The sequence below is a fragment of the Pseudomonas yangonensis genome (assembly GCF_009932725.1).
In the GTDB taxonomy this organism is placed as follows: domain Bacteria; phylum Pseudomonadota; class Gammaproteobacteria; order Pseudomonadales; family Pseudomonadaceae; genus Aquipseudomonas; species Aquipseudomonas yangonensis.
In genome coordinates this window covers 129,527-143,307 of the sequence record NZ_BLJU01000003.1, presented here as the reverse complement: position 1 = coordinate 143,307, position 13,781 = coordinate 129,527, and the positions used below count along the sequence as shown (strand labels likewise).

The window sequence follows — 13,781 nt, the reverse complement described above, 5'->3', positions numbered from 1 at the left end:
GCGGTGATCAAGGTCGATAAACAGCTTCCGGTCGTCACGGCCCTCGATCCGCAGGCACGGCGGCCAGTGCAGGGCGAGCAGGCCGTGCAGCGCCAGCGCAAGCAGGCGCCGGCAGCCGAGCAGGCGGCGCAGCCTCGCGGCAAGAGCGCCAGCTTCAACCTGCAGCTCAATCAGCAGCTGACCTCGATGCAGGCCGCCGACAGCTACCTGGGTGAACTGGCCGGGCGCCTCGGCCAGCTCAAGCTCAGCCTGAGCCGCGAGCTGAGCAACGCCCAGGCCGGCGAACGTGAAGGTCTCAAGCGCGAACTGGAGCAGGTGCGCAAGCTACTCGCCGAGCGAGGTCAGCGCTCCGGCGAGGCACTGGATGCCGGCTTCAAATTGCGTCTCAACGAGCCGGTGCGCAGCCGTTTCAGCCTGCAGGGCCTGGATTCGATCGCCAGTGTGCAGCAGGCCGGCAAGGAAACCCTGCTGTTCAGCGCCGGGCGCAAACTGGCCGAACCGTTGGCCGTGGTGCTCGACGAGGGGCTCAGCGAGCAGCAGATCCTGCGCCGCTTCAATGCCGGCCTCGGCCCGGCCGGCATTCGCGCAGAAGTGGATAGCGGCGGAGCGCTCAGGTTCAGCGCCCGCGAGAGTGAGTGGCAGCAACTCAAGGGCGAACTGCGCGTACAGGGTGAGGGCAAGCTGGCGGCGAAGGCCGCGGCGCCTGTGGTCAGCCAGGAAGACCAGCTGCTGCGCCTGCCCGAAGCCGCGCGCCTGGACGGTGCGCGTGAATTGCGCCGGGCCCTGGACGAAGTGGTGGCGGCGCTGGACAAGATCGGCTCGCTGCGTGAGCAACTCAGCCATCGCCAGGACGAGATCCGCGAGTTTCTCGCCCGTCATGCCGAGCACAACGAGCACGAGTGGGCGCGGGATTTCGCCGGCGAAGTGTTCAACCTCATGCGCCGCAGCCCCAGCAGCTATGCCGCGGTGACCCAGACCGTCGTCGCCCAGGCCAATATCAGCAGATCCACGGTGGTCAGCCTGCTGTCCTGAGCATTGTCGTCCGGTTCCTCAGCCGTCAGCCGCCCTTCCCCTGTTTCATGGCGACTGGCGGCTTTTTTATCCGAACGCCAGCGGAAATGACGACCAGTCGTCCGCTTCATGACCGAGTGCACAGAATGATGGCGTTTTAATGGCTATCATGGCGTCCTTTCCGCAGCATCTGGGCCTCACGCCCGTCGAAACTGCCCCCGCATTCCAATAAAAACCCCGTATTCAAGGGTTCATCCGTCACTGCTGGCATCCGCCCGCGGTGCATTGCCCGTTCTCGAAATTGGAGTACCGACGTGTTGAAGAAGTACCTGTCTCTTATCCTGCTCGCCTGCACCGCGCTGGTGAGCATGCCCGGCCTGGCTCAGTTGAGCGATTCCGAAGCCATGAACATGGCCGGTCTGCAGCGCTCGCTGACCCAGCGCATGGCCAAGAACTATCTGATGATCGGCGCCGATGTGCGTGTTGATGCTGCCCAGCGCCAGTTGAAGGAAACCGTCGAGCGTTTCGACGCCAGCCAGAAGGCGCTGGCGAGCTATGCGCCGACTGCCGAAATCAAGGCTGCGCTGGCCAAGGTCGATGCCACCTGGGCCGTCCATCGCCAGCAGATCGAAGCCAAGCCGGAGCAAGCCAAGGCGGCGCAGATGCTCGCCACCAGCGAGGAACTGCTGCAGCAGACGCAGAATGTCAGCGACCTGATGGGCAAGCATCTGGGTGCAATGGGCGCCTCCGTGCACCGCACCGGCTGGGCACGTGTGCAGACCCAGCGCATCGCCATGCTCTACATGGCCAAGTCCTGGCGTGTACCGGCGCCGGACCTGGACGCCAAGCTGGACAAGGCCGTGAGCGACTTCGAAACCATCCTCAAGGAACTGGAAGCCCGCGGTACGCCGAACGAGGAGATCGCCAACGCTCAGCGCCGCGCCCGTGCCCACTGGGGCTTCACCCTCAAGGGCATCGACCTGCATGCCGCGCAGGACTTCGTGCCGACCGCGATCACCGTGAGCACCGACTCGCTGTTCCGCCAGCTCAACGAGCTGACCCGTCTGTACGCCGGCCTGCAGGCCAAAGAGGCCTGAGTGCCGTTAACCTGCGACGGCGCCGGGTAGCGCCGGCTGCAGGTCTTTGGCAGAAGACGGTCAGCGCCGGTTGACCGTCTGCGCCGCACGCAGCACATCGCTGCCGATCTTGCCTTCGTATTCCTGCCACAACGGCTGCATCGCCGCGCGCCAGGCAGCACGCTGCTCGCCGCTGAGGTTGACGAGCTGGCTGCCGCCCGCGATCAGACGTTGGCGATCGCGGGCATTGAGCGCTTCGGCCTCGCTATTCACCGCCAGCGTGACCTCGTCGATGATCGCCTCCAGCTGCACGCGGACCTGATAGGGGATGCTGGTCCAGAAGCCGGAGTTGCTCACCAGCATGTAACTCAGCACGCCGTGATCGGTTTCCGTGACATAGGGCTGCAGCGCGCCCAGCTGCTGGCTGGCGAGGTTGGACCAGGTGTTCTCCGCACCCTGTACGCGCCCGGCCTGCAGGGCGGCGCGGGTTTCGGCGAACGGCAGGCGCAGGCTGCTGGCGCCGACCCGGGCGAACTGCTGCTCGAGGATTTCCGACGGCTGGATGCGGAACGCCAGGCCGGCGGCGTCGGCAGGCGTGTGCAGCGCGCGGGTGGCCGAGAGCTGTTTCATGCCATTGTTCCAGTAGGCCAGGCCATAGATGCCATGGCTGGCCATCGAACGCAGCAGCTCGCGACTCTTCTCGCGCTTCTGGAAGCGCTTGACCGCCTCCAGGTCATCGAACAGGAAGGGCAGGTCGAACACCTGCAGCTGAGTGGTGTACTGCTCGAACTTCGACAGCGACGGCGCCAGCAGTTGAACCTTGTTGTCGCGCAGCGCCTGCAGCTCGTCGTCATCGCCGAACAGCGTGGAGTCGGGATACACCTCCACCTGCACCTTGCCGGCCAGGCGTTCCTCGGCCAGGCGCTTGAACATCAGGGCGCCCTTGCCCTTGGGCGTGTCCTCCGCCACCACGTGGGAGAACTTGATCAGGATCGGTTCGGCCAGGGCCTGGGCGGAGCACAGCAGGGTGGCGAGGGCAACCGCCAGAGAGGTCTTGAACATCGACATACCTTTTACGGAAAACGCGTGGCGAGGCCTGCGCCGAAACTGGCGGGCCTGGATGCGAATTGGGATGGCTTGCAGGGTTCGGCCTGGCGGATCACGCCGGCCTCGCCCCTCGGGGACTACCGGATCGATGCCCGGTTATTGTTGGCATGCTGTCGCTGACTCATCGGTCAGCGACAGAGAGCGCGCATTCTTGCGAAAGCACGGTGCCGGCACAAGGCGGGTTTCATGAACCGGCGCGCATTCCGGCGAAGTTCCGCAGCCCGTCCGCTCAGCGCATCACCGCGCCGCTGCGCTGGTGTATAAGGAAACCTCGCCTTCTCGACACTCCGGGCCACCATGAGCCAAGCCGCCGAAACCGACAGTGCCGTCTACAAGACCCTGCTCGAATCCACCCGGGCGATCCCCTGGAAGATCGACTGGAAGAGCATGACCTTCGCCTATATCGGCCCGCAGATCGAGACGCTGCTGGGCTGGTCGCAGGCCAGTTGGGTCAGCGCCGAGGATTGGGCCGCGCGCATGCACCCTGAGGATCGCGAGCGGGTGGTGGGCTTCTGCGTGTCGCAGTCGCAGAACGGTGTCGACCACGAGGCCGACTACCGCGCGCTGACTGCCGCTGGCGACTACGTGTGGATTCGCGACGTGGTGCACGTGGTGCGCAATGACAACGGTGAAGTGGACTCGCTGATCGGCTTCATGTTCGACATCAGCGAACGCAAGAAGACCGAGGAGCAACTGCTGACCCTGCAGAAGCAGTTGGAAGAGTATTCCTACAAGGACGGCCTGACCGGCGTGGCCAACCGGCGCATGTTCGACACGGTGCTGGCCAGCGAGTGGGCCAACGCCCAGCGCACCCGGCAGCCGTTGTCGCTGATCCTGCTGGATATCGATCACTTCAAGCAGTTCAACGACCATTACGGCCATATCCAGGGCGACGATTGCCTGAAGAGCGTCGGCCAGGCACTGAGCCGCGCCGCCAGCCGGCCAAGGGATTTCGTCGGCCGCTTCGGTGGCGAGGAGTTCGTGCTGGTGTTGCCGGAGACCGACGAGGCCGCCGCCCGCCATATCGCCGAGCGCTGCCGCCAGCAGGTGCGCCAGCAGCGCATCGCCCACGAGCGCTCATCGGTGTCGTCCCTGCTCACCATCAGCCTCGGTGTCGGCACCATCGTGCCGGGGGCGCATGACCGTGCGCTGGACTTCCTCAACGCGGTAGACAAGTTGCTCTACCAGGCCAAGCAGCGCGGTCGCGACCGCTTGGAAGTGGCCAAGGCTACTGCCCCTTCGACGCTCGATGGTGCCGCGGACGCCCGCGCTTGAGCAGTCGTTAACCTGGCCGTAACGATTGCGCCGCCTGCTTGATTGATGACCACAAGGTCACGCTCCTAAGGTGCCTCCACGACAGCGGAACTCGTGGAGTCATCGATGACAACAACAATATCCCCACCGCCGCAGTGGTCGCGCCGGCGCGCGGAAAAGGCGCGGCGACTCGATCAGGTGCGCAATCTCGCCGATGGCGTGGTGCTGCCCAGCGACAAGATAGTCGCTGCCCTCGAAGCGCTGGTCGCCCCCGGCGACCGCGTGGTGCTCGAGGGCAACAACCAGAAGCAGGCGGACTTCCTCTCCCGCTCGCTGGCCAAGGCCGACCCCGGCCGTCTGCACGACCTGCACATGATCATGCCCAGCGTCAGCCGCGCCGAGCACCTGGATCTGTTCGAGCGTGGCATCGCGCGCAAGCTGGACTTCTCCTTCGCCGGGCCGCAGAGCCTGCGCATCGGCCAGCTGCTCGAAGACGGGCAGATGGAAGTCGGCGCCATCCACACCTACATCGAGCTGTACTCGCGCCTGCTGGTGGATCTGATTCCCAACGTCGCGCTGGTCGCCGGTTTTCAGGCCGACCGCCACGGCAACATCTACACCGGCCCGAGCACCGAGGACACCCCGGCGCTGGTGGAGCCCACGGCTTTCTCCGACGGCATCGTGATCTTCCAGGTCAACGAGATCGTCGACGAGCTGCCGCGCGTGGACATTCCCGCCTCCTGGGTCGACTTCGTGGTGGTGGCGGACAAGCCCTTCTACATCGAGCCGCTGTTCACCCGCGACCCGCGCCATATCAAGCCGGTGCACGTGCTGATGGCGATGATGGCGATCCGCGGCATCTACGAAAAACACAAGGTGCAGTCGCTCAACCACGGCATCGGTTTCAACACTGCAGCCATCGAGCTGATCCTGCCCACCTACGGCGAATCGCTGGGCCTGAAAGGCAAGATCTGCCGCAACTGGACGCTCAACCCGCACCCGACGCTGATCCCGGCCATCGAGACCGGTTGGGTCGAGAGCGTGCACTGCTTCGGCACCGAGCTGGGTATGGAGGGCTACATCGCCCAGCGCCCGGACGTGTTCTTCACCGGCCGCGACGGTTCCATGCGTTCCAACCGCATGATGTGCCAACTGGCCGGGCAGTACGCGGTCGATCTGTTTATCGGCGCCACTTTGCAGGTGGACGGCGATGGTCATTCCTCCACCGTGACCCGTGGGCGCCTGGCCGGCTTCGGCGGCGCGCCGAACATGGGCCACGACCCGCGCGGCCGACGTCACAGCACACCGGCCTGGCTGGACATGGCGACGCCTGGCGGCGAAGGCCCGGTGACCCTGCTCGAGCGCGGCAAGAAGCTGGTGGTGCAGATGGTCGAAACCTTCCAGGAGGGCGGCAAACCGACCTTCGTCGAGCGCCTGGATGCGGTGGACGTGGCGAAGAAGGCCGGTATGCCGCTGGCGCCGATCATGATCTATGGCGATGACGTCACCCACCTGCTGACCGAAGAGGGCATCGCCTACCTGTACAAGGCGCGCACCCTGGAGGAGCGCCAGGCGATGATCGCCGCGGTGGCCGGGGTGACTGCCATCGGCCTGCGCCACGACCCGAAAGACACCGCACGCATGCGCCGCGAAGGGCTGATCGCCCTGCCCGAAGACCTCGGCATCCGCCGCACCGATGCCAGCCGCGAACTGCTTGCGGCCAAGAGCATCGCCGAGCTGGTCGAGTGGTCGGGCGGCCTGTACAACCCGCCCGCCAAGTTCAGGAGCTGGTGATGAATGCACTCACTGCATTACAGCCGAAGCTCGCACTGAGCGACTGGCTGGCCGACCTGGTAGTCGACGCGTTGATCGACGAGGCCGACCTGTCGCCCAAGCCGGGGCTGGTCGATCGTCGTGGCAGTGGCGCACACACCGATTTGCACCTGGGCCTGATGCACGCTTCGGCGCTGGCCCTGTGGCCGAGCTTCAAGGCCATGGCCGAGGCGGCGCAGCAATGGGGCAAGATCGACCAGGCACTGCGTGAAGACGTGGGCCGCATCGGTCGCGAAGGTGAGGTGGAGATGCTGCGCGTCACCGGCGGCGTCAACACTCACCGTGGCGCCATCTGGGCGCTGGGGCTGCTCAGTGCTGCTGCGGCGCTGGATGTCAGCGCCCTGACGCCGGCCCAGGTCGCCTTGCGCGCCGCGCGCCTGGCCTTGCTCGATGACCGCGCCGCCCCGGTGACTGGCGATAGCCATGGCGCCCAGGTCTGTCGCTTGTACGGCGTGCATGGTGCCCGTGAGGAGGCGCAGTTGGGTTTCCCTGCGGTGATCCAGCAGGCGCTGCCGCAACTGGCGCGCAGCCGCGCCGCCGGGGCCGGGGAGCAGAATGCCCGCCTGGATGCGCTACTGGCGATCATGACCCAACTGGCCGACACCTGCGTCCTGTACCGCGCCGGCATGGCCGGGCTGACCCGCATGCAGAGCGGCGCCCGCGCGGTGCTCGCTGCTGGCGGTTGCGCCAGCCTCGACGGGCGTCGCTGCCTGCGCGAGCTGGAGCGCGACATGCTGCACCTGTGTGCCTCGCCTGGCGGCGCTGCCGATCTGCTCGCCGCCACCCTGTTCCTCGACCGCCTGCAGCATGGCCTGCCGGTGCCGCTTGGGAGTCTGTGAAATGGAAACCCTGTCTTTTCGATTTCCCGCCGGGCAACCGGCCAAGGGCCGCGCGCTGGTGGGATGCGTCGGCTCCGGCGATCTGGAAGTGATGCTCGAACCCGGTCAGGCCGGCACCCTGGCCATCGAAGTGGTCACCTCGGTCAACGGCAGCGCGCCGCGTTGGCAACTGCTGTTCGAACGCATGTTCCGCGAGCAGCAACTGCCGGCGCTGAACATCGCCATTCATGATTTTGGCGCCACGCCCGGCGTGGTGCGCCTGCGCCTGGAACAGGGCCTGGAGGAACTGAACCATGGCTGAGCAGAACATTCAACGCCTCTTGGCGCAGCGCAGTTTTACCGAACTGGGTGCACGCGAGCGGGCTCGGGCACTGCTCGATGCCGGTAGCTTCCGCGAGCTGCTCGATCCCTTCGCCCGGCTGATGTCGCCCTGGTTGCCGAAGCAGGGCATCGTGCCCCAGGCCGATGACGGCGTGGTGGTGGCCAAGGGGCTGATCGACGGCGCGCCTGCGGTGGTGATTGCCATCGAAGGCGCCTTCCAGGGCGGCAGCCTCGGCGAAGTGGGCGGCGCGAAGATCGCAGGCAGCTTGGAGCTGGCCGCCGAGGACAACAAAGGCGGCACGCCGACCCGCGCCGTGCTGCTGCTGGAAACCGGCGGCGTGCGCCTGCAGGAAGCCAACCTGGGCCTGGCGGCCATCGCCGAGATCCAGGCCGCCATCGTCGAATTGCGCCAGTATCAGCCGGTGATCGGCCTGGTCGCCGGGCCAGTCGGCTGCTTCGGCGGCATGTCCATCGCCGCCGGGCTGTGCAGCTACCTGCTGGTGACCCGCGAGGCGCGTCTGGGGCTCAACGGCCCGCAGGTGATCGAACAGGAAGCCGGCATCGAGGAGTACGACTCGCGAGACCGTCCCTTTATCTGGAGCCTGACCGGCGGCGAGCAGCGCCACGTCAGCGGGCTGGTCGACGGCTACGTGAGTGATGACGTCGAGGCCATTCGCCGCGAGCTGCATGGGCTGTTCGCCAAGGGCAAACCTGAGCTGGAGCGCAGTCGGCGCCATGCCTGGTTCCTGCAGCGCCTGCGCGCCGTCGACACCTCCGTCCAGGCCGATGCCGCTGCCGTGCGCAGCGCTTACCAGGGAGCATGACCATGACAATTGCACAGGAACAACGCGGCCTGCACTGGTTCCAGGCCCTGGCTGGCGATGCCCAGCCGCTGCAAGGTTTGCCGGCCTCGCTGCGCGTGGCCGATGGCGAACTGGCCGGCCAGGCCGTGCGCTATCTGGCGGTGATCGCCGACGCCAACAATCCCTTCCCCCGCGCCCGCAATGGCGAGGTCGGCCTGCTCGAAGGCTGGGGCCTGGCCCAGGCCGTGGATGAAGCCATCGAGGCCGACCGCGACCAGGCGCACAAGCGCGCGCTGATCGCCATAGTCGATGTACCCAGCCAGGCCTACGGGCGCCGTGAGGAAGCCTATGGCATTCATCAGGCGCTGGCCGGTGCGGTGGACGCCTATGCCCGTGCTCGCCTGGCCGGGCATGCGGTGATCGGTTTGCTGGTGGGCAAGGCCATGTCCGGCGCCTTTCTCGCCCACGGCTACCAGGCCAACCGCCTGATCGCCCTGCGCGACGCCGGGGTGATGGTGCATGCCATGGGCAAGGCCGCCGCCGCGCGCATCACCCTGCGCAGCGTCGATGAGCTGGAAGCGCTGGCCGCCAGCGTGCCGCCGATGGCCTACGACCTGGACAACTACGCCTCGCTTGGCCTGCTCTCGGAGGTGCTCGATGTCGAGCAGGTGGCGCAACCGACAGCGGCCGATCTGGCCCGCGTGCAAGACGCCCTGAGCCGCGCCCTGGCCGATATCGCCGCCAGCCCACGCGACCTGCGCAACCGCCTGGGCGCCACCAACCGCGCGGCCTCCTCCCAGGTGCGCGAACGGCTGCGCGCGCATTGGTGAATGGGGCGCGCACGGCACCGTAGGGTGCGCCGTGCGCACCAGAAACCGAATCGGTGCGCATAGCACACCCTAACGTCCGAGGTCAGCCTTAGGGCGGCTGTAACCCGTCAGCCAGAAGTGAAATACCAACAACCCGGAGATTGACACGATGCACCCCACACCCCGTCCACATGATCTGCTCTGGGGCCTGCGCCCCGAGCACCTGCCGCAGGAGGCGCCGGCCTGGGCTCACGCCGCCCTGGGCGGGCATGTGCCGGTGGTGGTGCGACGTGCTCCCGCTGAGCCCGGCTGGGTCGCGGTGGGTATACGGGGCGCGGCCCGTGAGCAGCGCCATGCCGCGTGGATGCGCCTGAGTGATATCAGCCGCCTGGTCAGTCCACAGGCGGTGGCCAGGGCCGGCCGCTGGCGCAATCATGCGCAGTCGCACTGGCCGGCGTTGCGCGCGCTGAGCCAACTGGCGCCGCGTCTCGATGCCCTGGATCTGGCCTGGGGCGTGACCGGCAGCCTGGGCTTCGAGCTGGCCAGTGGCATCGCCGCCGCGCATGCGGACAGCGATCTCGACCTGCTGCTGCGAGCGCCTGAGCCAGTTTCTCGGGCGGAAGCGCGGGCACTGTGCATGTTGCTGGACGAAGCGCCGGGGCGTATCGACCTGCAACTGGAAACGCCGCACGGCTCCGTGGCGCTGCGCGAATGGGCCAGCGCGGCGCCGCGCGTATTGCTGAAAACCCAGAACGGCCCGCTGCTGGTCAGCGACCCCTGGCAAGCGCAGCAGGTGGCGGCATGAGCGCGCTCTGGGCCTTTCCCGGCCAGGGCGCGCAGCAGCCCGGCATGCTGCAGGCCTTGCCCGAGGCGCCGGTGGTGCAGGCCTGCATCGAGCAGGCCAGCGCCGCCCTGGGGGAAGACGTGCGCCGGCTGGATTCGGCTGAGGCGCTGCAAAACACCCGAGCCGTGCAACTCTGCCTATTGGTTGCTGGCGTGGCGGCTGCCCGGCTGCTGGGCGAGCGCGGCCATCGCCCGGACTATGTCGCCGGCCTGTCCATCGGCGCCTATGCCGCTGCCGTGGTGGCCGGCGCGCTGGATTTTGCCGATGCCGCACGTTTGGTCGCCTTGCGTGGCGAGCTGATGCAGCGTGCCTATCCAACTGGCTACGGCATGACCGCCATCCTCGGCCTCGACCAGGGCAGCGTCGAGCGCCTGCTGGCCGACGCCGAAGGCCCGGTGTATCTGGCCAATATCAATGCGGAAACCCAACTGGTGATCGCCGGCAGCGATGCCGCCATGGCCAAGGTGGCCGAACGTGCTCGCGCCCTCGGTGCCGGCGCTGCGAAACGGCTGGCCATGAGCGTGCCGTCGCACTGCAAGCTGCTCGATGAGCCGGCTCGCGCGCTGGCCGCCGCCTTTGCCCGCATCGAATTGCGCGCGCCCCAGGTGCGCTACCTGAGCAGCAGCTCGGCGCGGCTGATCCGTGATCCCGAAGCCCTGCGTGATGACCTGGCTTACAACATGAGCCGCGTCGTCGACTGGCAGGCCACCCTCGTTAATGCCTATGAGCGCGGCGTGCGCCTGCACCTGGAGCTGCCACCCGGCAGCGTGCTGACCGGCCTTGCCCGCCGCGTTTTCGAATCGGGCCAGGTGATCGCCTTCGCCGGGGCACGTCTGGATACACTCGACGCCATGTTGCGTCAGGAGGTAAGCCGCGACCGCTGAGCCGTAGCGTTTACCGAAGCACAAGAACAACAACTTCGATACGTAAGACGAGGACAACAACAATGATTATCTACGGTGTCGCCTTTCTGGCGTTCTGCACCCTGGCAGGCATCTTCATCGGAGAGCTGCTGGGCAAACTCATTGGCGTACCCGCCAACGTCGGCGGTGTCGGTATCGCCATGATGCTGCTGATCTTCCTCGGCAGTTACCTGAACAAGCGTGGCCTGTTCACCGGCAAGTCGGAACAGGGCGTGGAGTTCTGGAGCGCCATCTACATCCCCATCGTGGTCGCCATGGCCGCTCAGCAGAACGTTTACGGTGCTCTCAGCGGCGGCCCGATGGCGATTCTCGCCGGTACTGCCGCGGTCGCTATCGGCTTCGCGCTGGTTCCTGCACTGAGTCGTATCGGGCAAAAAAAGTCCGATAGCGAAGCTGCCCCCTCCCTGACCAAAGCGCCGCGGTGACTGCCATGTACGAATCTCTGATGAAGGTCATTACCGGCTATAGCCTGCTCAGCGGCTTCGCCATCGTCGGCATCACCATGTGGGTGTCCTACTGGATGTCCGACAAGCTCACCAAGGGACGCCTGCACGGCTCGGCCATCGCCATTTTGCTCGGGCTTTTGCTCTCCTACATCGGTGGCGTTTACACCGGCGGCCAGAAGGGCCTGGTGGACATTCCACTGTTCGCCGGCATCGGCCTGCTCGGCGGCGCCATGCTGCGCGACTTTGCCATTGTCGCCACCGGCTTCGGCGTCAGTGTCGAAGAACTCAAGCGCGCCGGTTTTGCCGGGGTGCTGGCGCTGTTCGTTGGCGTACTGGCGTCCTTCGTGGCTGGTGTGGCGGTGGCCATGGCTTTCGGCTACACCGACGTGGTCAGCCTGACCACCATCGGCACTGGCGCCGTGACCTATATCGTCGGCCCGGTCACCGGTGCAGCCATCGGCGCCAGTTCCGACGTGATGGCGCTGTCGATTGCCGCCGGTCTGATCAAGGCGATCCTGGTGATGGTGGCCACGCCCTTCATCGCCCCCTATATCGGCCTGAACAACCCGCGCAGCGCGGTGATCTTCGGCGGCCTGATGGGCACCTCCAGCGGTGTGGCTGGCGGCCTGGCGGCGACCGATCCCAAGCTGGTGCCCTACGGTTGCCTCACTGCAGCCTTCTACACCGCGCTGGGCTGCCTGCTCGGCCCATCGCTGCTCTACTTTCTGATGCGCGGCCTTCTGGGCTGACCTTTCGCCCGCCGTCATGGCGGGCTTTTTATTCAGGCTGAACGCGCTGCCCTGTGGGAGGCGCTTCAGCGGCGATGCTTGCGACTACGACTGTCTGCTGTACATCCGGCATTCGGCCAGCAGCGCCAGCAGGTTCGGGTCACGCTCCCTGGCCTTGAGGAACACCACGCCGATATGCTGCTGCAGGTGGTACTTGACTTGCAGCGGAATGAGCTTCACCCGGTTCTCGTACACCGCCGCCACCCGCCCCGGCAGCAGGGCGTAGCCGACACCGGAGCTGACCATGCTGAGCAGGGTGAAGATGTCCTTCACCTGCATCGCCACCTTGGGTTCGAAGCCGGCCTGCTGGAACACCCGCTCGCCATCGCGGAAGGTGGCGTAGCCCTGAGTCAGGGTGATGAAGGTTTGCTCGCGCAGGTCGGCCAGGTCGACTTCGGCGTGATCGGCAAACGGCGAATCGTTGGGCGCGGCGAGGAAGATGTCGTCGGAGAACAGCGCCAGCTGCTCGCAGTCCGGGTCGCTGACGCTGTCGTCAAGGGCAATCAGGATCGCGTCCAGCTCCATGTTCTTCAGCTTGTACAGCAGGTCGACGTTGGAACCGAGCACCAGGTCGATGTTCAGTTCGCTGCGGCGCAGCTTCAGGCCCATGATCAGCTGCGGCACGGTCTTCACCGTCAGCGAGTAGAGCGAGCCGAGCTTGAAACGCTCGGCGCCGAAGCCCGCCGCCTCGCGGGTCAGGCGCACCATTTCCTGCGCGTCCTGGATCAGCTTTTGCGCCTTCTCCTCCAGCACGTAGGCGCTTTCCAGCGGGATCAGGTTGCGCCCCTCGTGCTTGAACAGCGGACAGCGCAGCGCGTTTTCCAGCGAGTGGATGGCGCGGTGCACGCTGACGTTGCTGGTCTGCAGCTCGCTGGCCGCGCGGGCCAGGTTGCCGCTGCGCATGAAGGCGAGGAAAACTTCCAGTTTCTTCAGGGTGAGTTCTTCGTCGATCAGCATGGCCTGTCCCTTACGAGCGATGGCTGATTGTGCCGTATCCGCGGGGTGATCGGTGCGCTGCGCGTGTCGAGCGACACGTCTGATTACCTCGGTGCGCGAACTGTGCTGTAGTGCGAGCTGTGTTCGGTCTTCTCTTCATGTGTCCGAGGAATCTGCCCCATGCAACTGATCTACGCTGCCGCCTCGCCCTTTGCCCGCAAGGTTCGCGTGCTCGCTCACGAAACCGGCCTACTGGCCCGTATCGAACTGCTCGATACTGCCGTGCTGCCGACCACGCTGAACGAGCGGGTCAACGCACTCAATCCGCTGGGCAAGATTCCGGTACTGCTGACCGATGAAGGCGAGGCGCTGTACGACAGCCGGGTGATCTGCGAGTACCTCGACACCCTGCATGAGGGCCGTAGGTTGCTACCGGAAGGTGCTGCGCGCTGGCCGGTGCTGCGCCTCGCAGCGCTGGCCGACGGCCTGATGGACGCCGCGCTGCTGGCACGTTACGAGCGCGGCGTGCGACCGGCCGAGCTGCAATGGCCGTCATGGCTGGATGGGCAACTGGGCAAGGTGCAGCGGGCGCTGACCGAACTGGAACGCCAGATCGAACAGCTACACGGGCCGCTCGATCTGGCGCAGATTGGTGTCGCCTGCGCCCTGGGCTATCTGGATTTGCGCTTTGCCGATCTCGACTGGCGCGCCGATTACCCGGGATTGCGGGACTTCCAGCAGAAGTTCGCTTCCCGCAACTCGATGCTTGCCAGCGCGCCAGTCTGATTACT

Annotated in this window: 15 protein-coding genes; 13 read left to right on the top strand and 2 right to left on the bottom strand. The window is 66.2% G+C overall.

Annotation, left to right across the window (positions count from 1 at the left end):
• Positions 1-6: 6 nt before the first annotated feature.
• A complete protein-coding gene (locus GYB81_RS06245) occupies positions 7-1,032 on the top strand; it encodes a hypothetical protein (RefSeq protein WP_178101828.1) in 1,026 nt (341 codons plus the stop codon).
• A gap of 293 nt (positions 1,033-1,325) precedes the next feature.
• Positions 1,326-2,108 (top strand): type IV pili methyl-accepting chemotaxis transducer N-terminal domain-containing protein, encoded by a 783-nt coding sequence (locus tag GYB81_RS06240; protein WP_024306322.1) that lies wholly within the window; start codon positions 1,326-1,328, stop codon positions 2,106-2,108.
• Positions 2,109-2,168: 60 nt separating this feature from the next.
• Here GYB81_RS06240 and GYB81_RS06235 read toward each other — a convergent pair whose 3' ends face one another.
• Positions 2,169-3,149: a DctP family TRAP transporter solute-binding subunit gene (locus GYB81_RS06235; protein WP_161865889.1), complete on the bottom strand. Its 981-nt coding sequence runs from the start codon at positions 3,147-3,149 to the stop codon at positions 2,169-2,171.
• A gap of 342 nt (positions 3,150-3,491) precedes the next feature.
• Here GYB81_RS06235 and GYB81_RS06230 point away from each other — a divergent pair, with 342 nt between their 5' ends.
• From GYB81_RS06230 to madM, 10 genes are all read left to right on the top strand, one after another.
• Positions 3,492-4,469, top strand: a complete 978-nt coding sequence (locus tag GYB81_RS06230) for a GGDEF domain-containing protein (RefSeq protein ID WP_161865890.1) — start codon at positions 3,492-3,494, stop codon at positions 4,467-4,469.
• A gap of 105 nt (positions 4,470-4,574) precedes the next feature.
• On the top strand, positions 4,575-6,242 hold the full coding sequence (gene mdcA / locus GYB81_RS06225; protein WP_161865891.1) for a malonate decarboxylase subunit alpha: 1,668 nt from the start codon (positions 4,575-4,577) through the stop codon (positions 6,240-6,242).
• Positions 6,242-7,120, top strand: a complete 879-nt coding sequence (locus GYB81_RS06220) for a triphosphoribosyl-dephospho-CoA synthase (RefSeq protein ID WP_161865892.1) — start codon at positions 6,242-6,244, stop codon at positions 7,118-7,120. The genes mdcA and GYB81_RS06220 overlap by 1 nt, the downstream gene beginning before the upstream one ends.
• A 1-nt stretch (position 7,121) precedes the next feature.
• Positions 7,122-7,421 carry a malonate decarboxylase subunit delta gene (locus GYB81_RS06215; protein WP_161865893.1) on the top strand — a complete coding sequence of 100 codons (300 nt, stop codon included), beginning with the start codon at positions 7,122-7,124 and terminating at the stop codon, positions 7,419-7,421.
• The gene (locus GYB81_RS06210; RefSeq protein ID WP_161865894.1) at positions 7,414-8,265 is read left to right on the top strand and encodes a biotin-independent malonate decarboxylase subunit beta; all 852 of its coding nucleotides are present in this window, start codon (positions 7,414-7,416) and stop codon (positions 8,263-8,265) included. The genes GYB81_RS06215 and GYB81_RS06210 overlap by 8 nt, the downstream gene beginning before the upstream one ends.
• 2 nt (positions 8,266-8,267) lie before the next feature.
• Positions 8,268-9,074 (top strand): biotin-independent malonate decarboxylase subunit gamma, encoded by an 807-nt coding sequence (gene mdcE, locus GYB81_RS06205; RefSeq protein WP_161865895.1) that lies wholly within the window; start codon positions 8,268-8,270, stop codon positions 9,072-9,074.
• Between the two features lie 148 nt (positions 9,075-9,222).
• Positions 9,223-9,858: a malonate decarboxylase holo-ACP synthase gene (locus GYB81_RS06200; RefSeq protein ID WP_161865896.1), complete on the top strand. Its 636-nt coding sequence runs from the start codon at positions 9,223-9,225 to the stop codon at positions 9,856-9,858.
• Positions 9,855-10,781: a malonate decarboxylase subunit epsilon gene (gene mdcH / locus GYB81_RS06195; protein WP_161865897.1), complete on the top strand. Its 927-nt coding sequence runs from the start codon at positions 9,855-9,857 to the stop codon at positions 10,779-10,781. The genes GYB81_RS06200 and mdcH overlap by 4 nt, the downstream gene beginning before the upstream one ends.
• 62 nt (positions 10,782-10,843) lie before the next feature.
• The gene (gene madL / locus GYB81_RS06190; protein WP_024306335.1) at positions 10,844-11,245 is read left to right on the top strand and encodes a malonate transporter subunit MadL; all 402 of its coding nucleotides are present in this window, start codon (positions 10,844-10,846) and stop codon (positions 11,243-11,245) included.
• Between the two features lie 5 nt (positions 11,246-11,250).
• Positions 11,251-12,015 (top strand): malonate transporter subunit MadM, encoded by a 765-nt coding sequence (gene madM / locus GYB81_RS06185; RefSeq protein WP_024306336.1) that lies wholly within the window; start codon positions 11,251-11,253, stop codon positions 12,013-12,015.
• Positions 12,016-12,099: 84 nt separating this feature from the next.
• Here madM and GYB81_RS06180 read toward each other — a convergent pair whose 3' ends face one another.
• A complete protein-coding gene (locus tag GYB81_RS06180) occupies positions 12,100-13,011 on the bottom strand; it encodes a LysR family transcriptional regulator (RefSeq protein ID WP_161865898.1) in 912 nt (303 codons plus the stop codon).
• A gap of 159 nt (positions 13,012-13,170) precedes the next feature.
• Between GYB81_RS06180 and GYB81_RS06175 the strand changes: the two genes are divergently transcribed.
• Positions 13,171-13,776, top strand: coding sequence for a glutathione S-transferase (locus tag GYB81_RS06175; protein WP_161865899.1), 606 nt, complete (start codon positions 13,171-13,173; stop codon positions 13,774-13,776).
• The last annotated feature ends 5 nt before the right edge of the window (positions 13,777-13,781 follow it).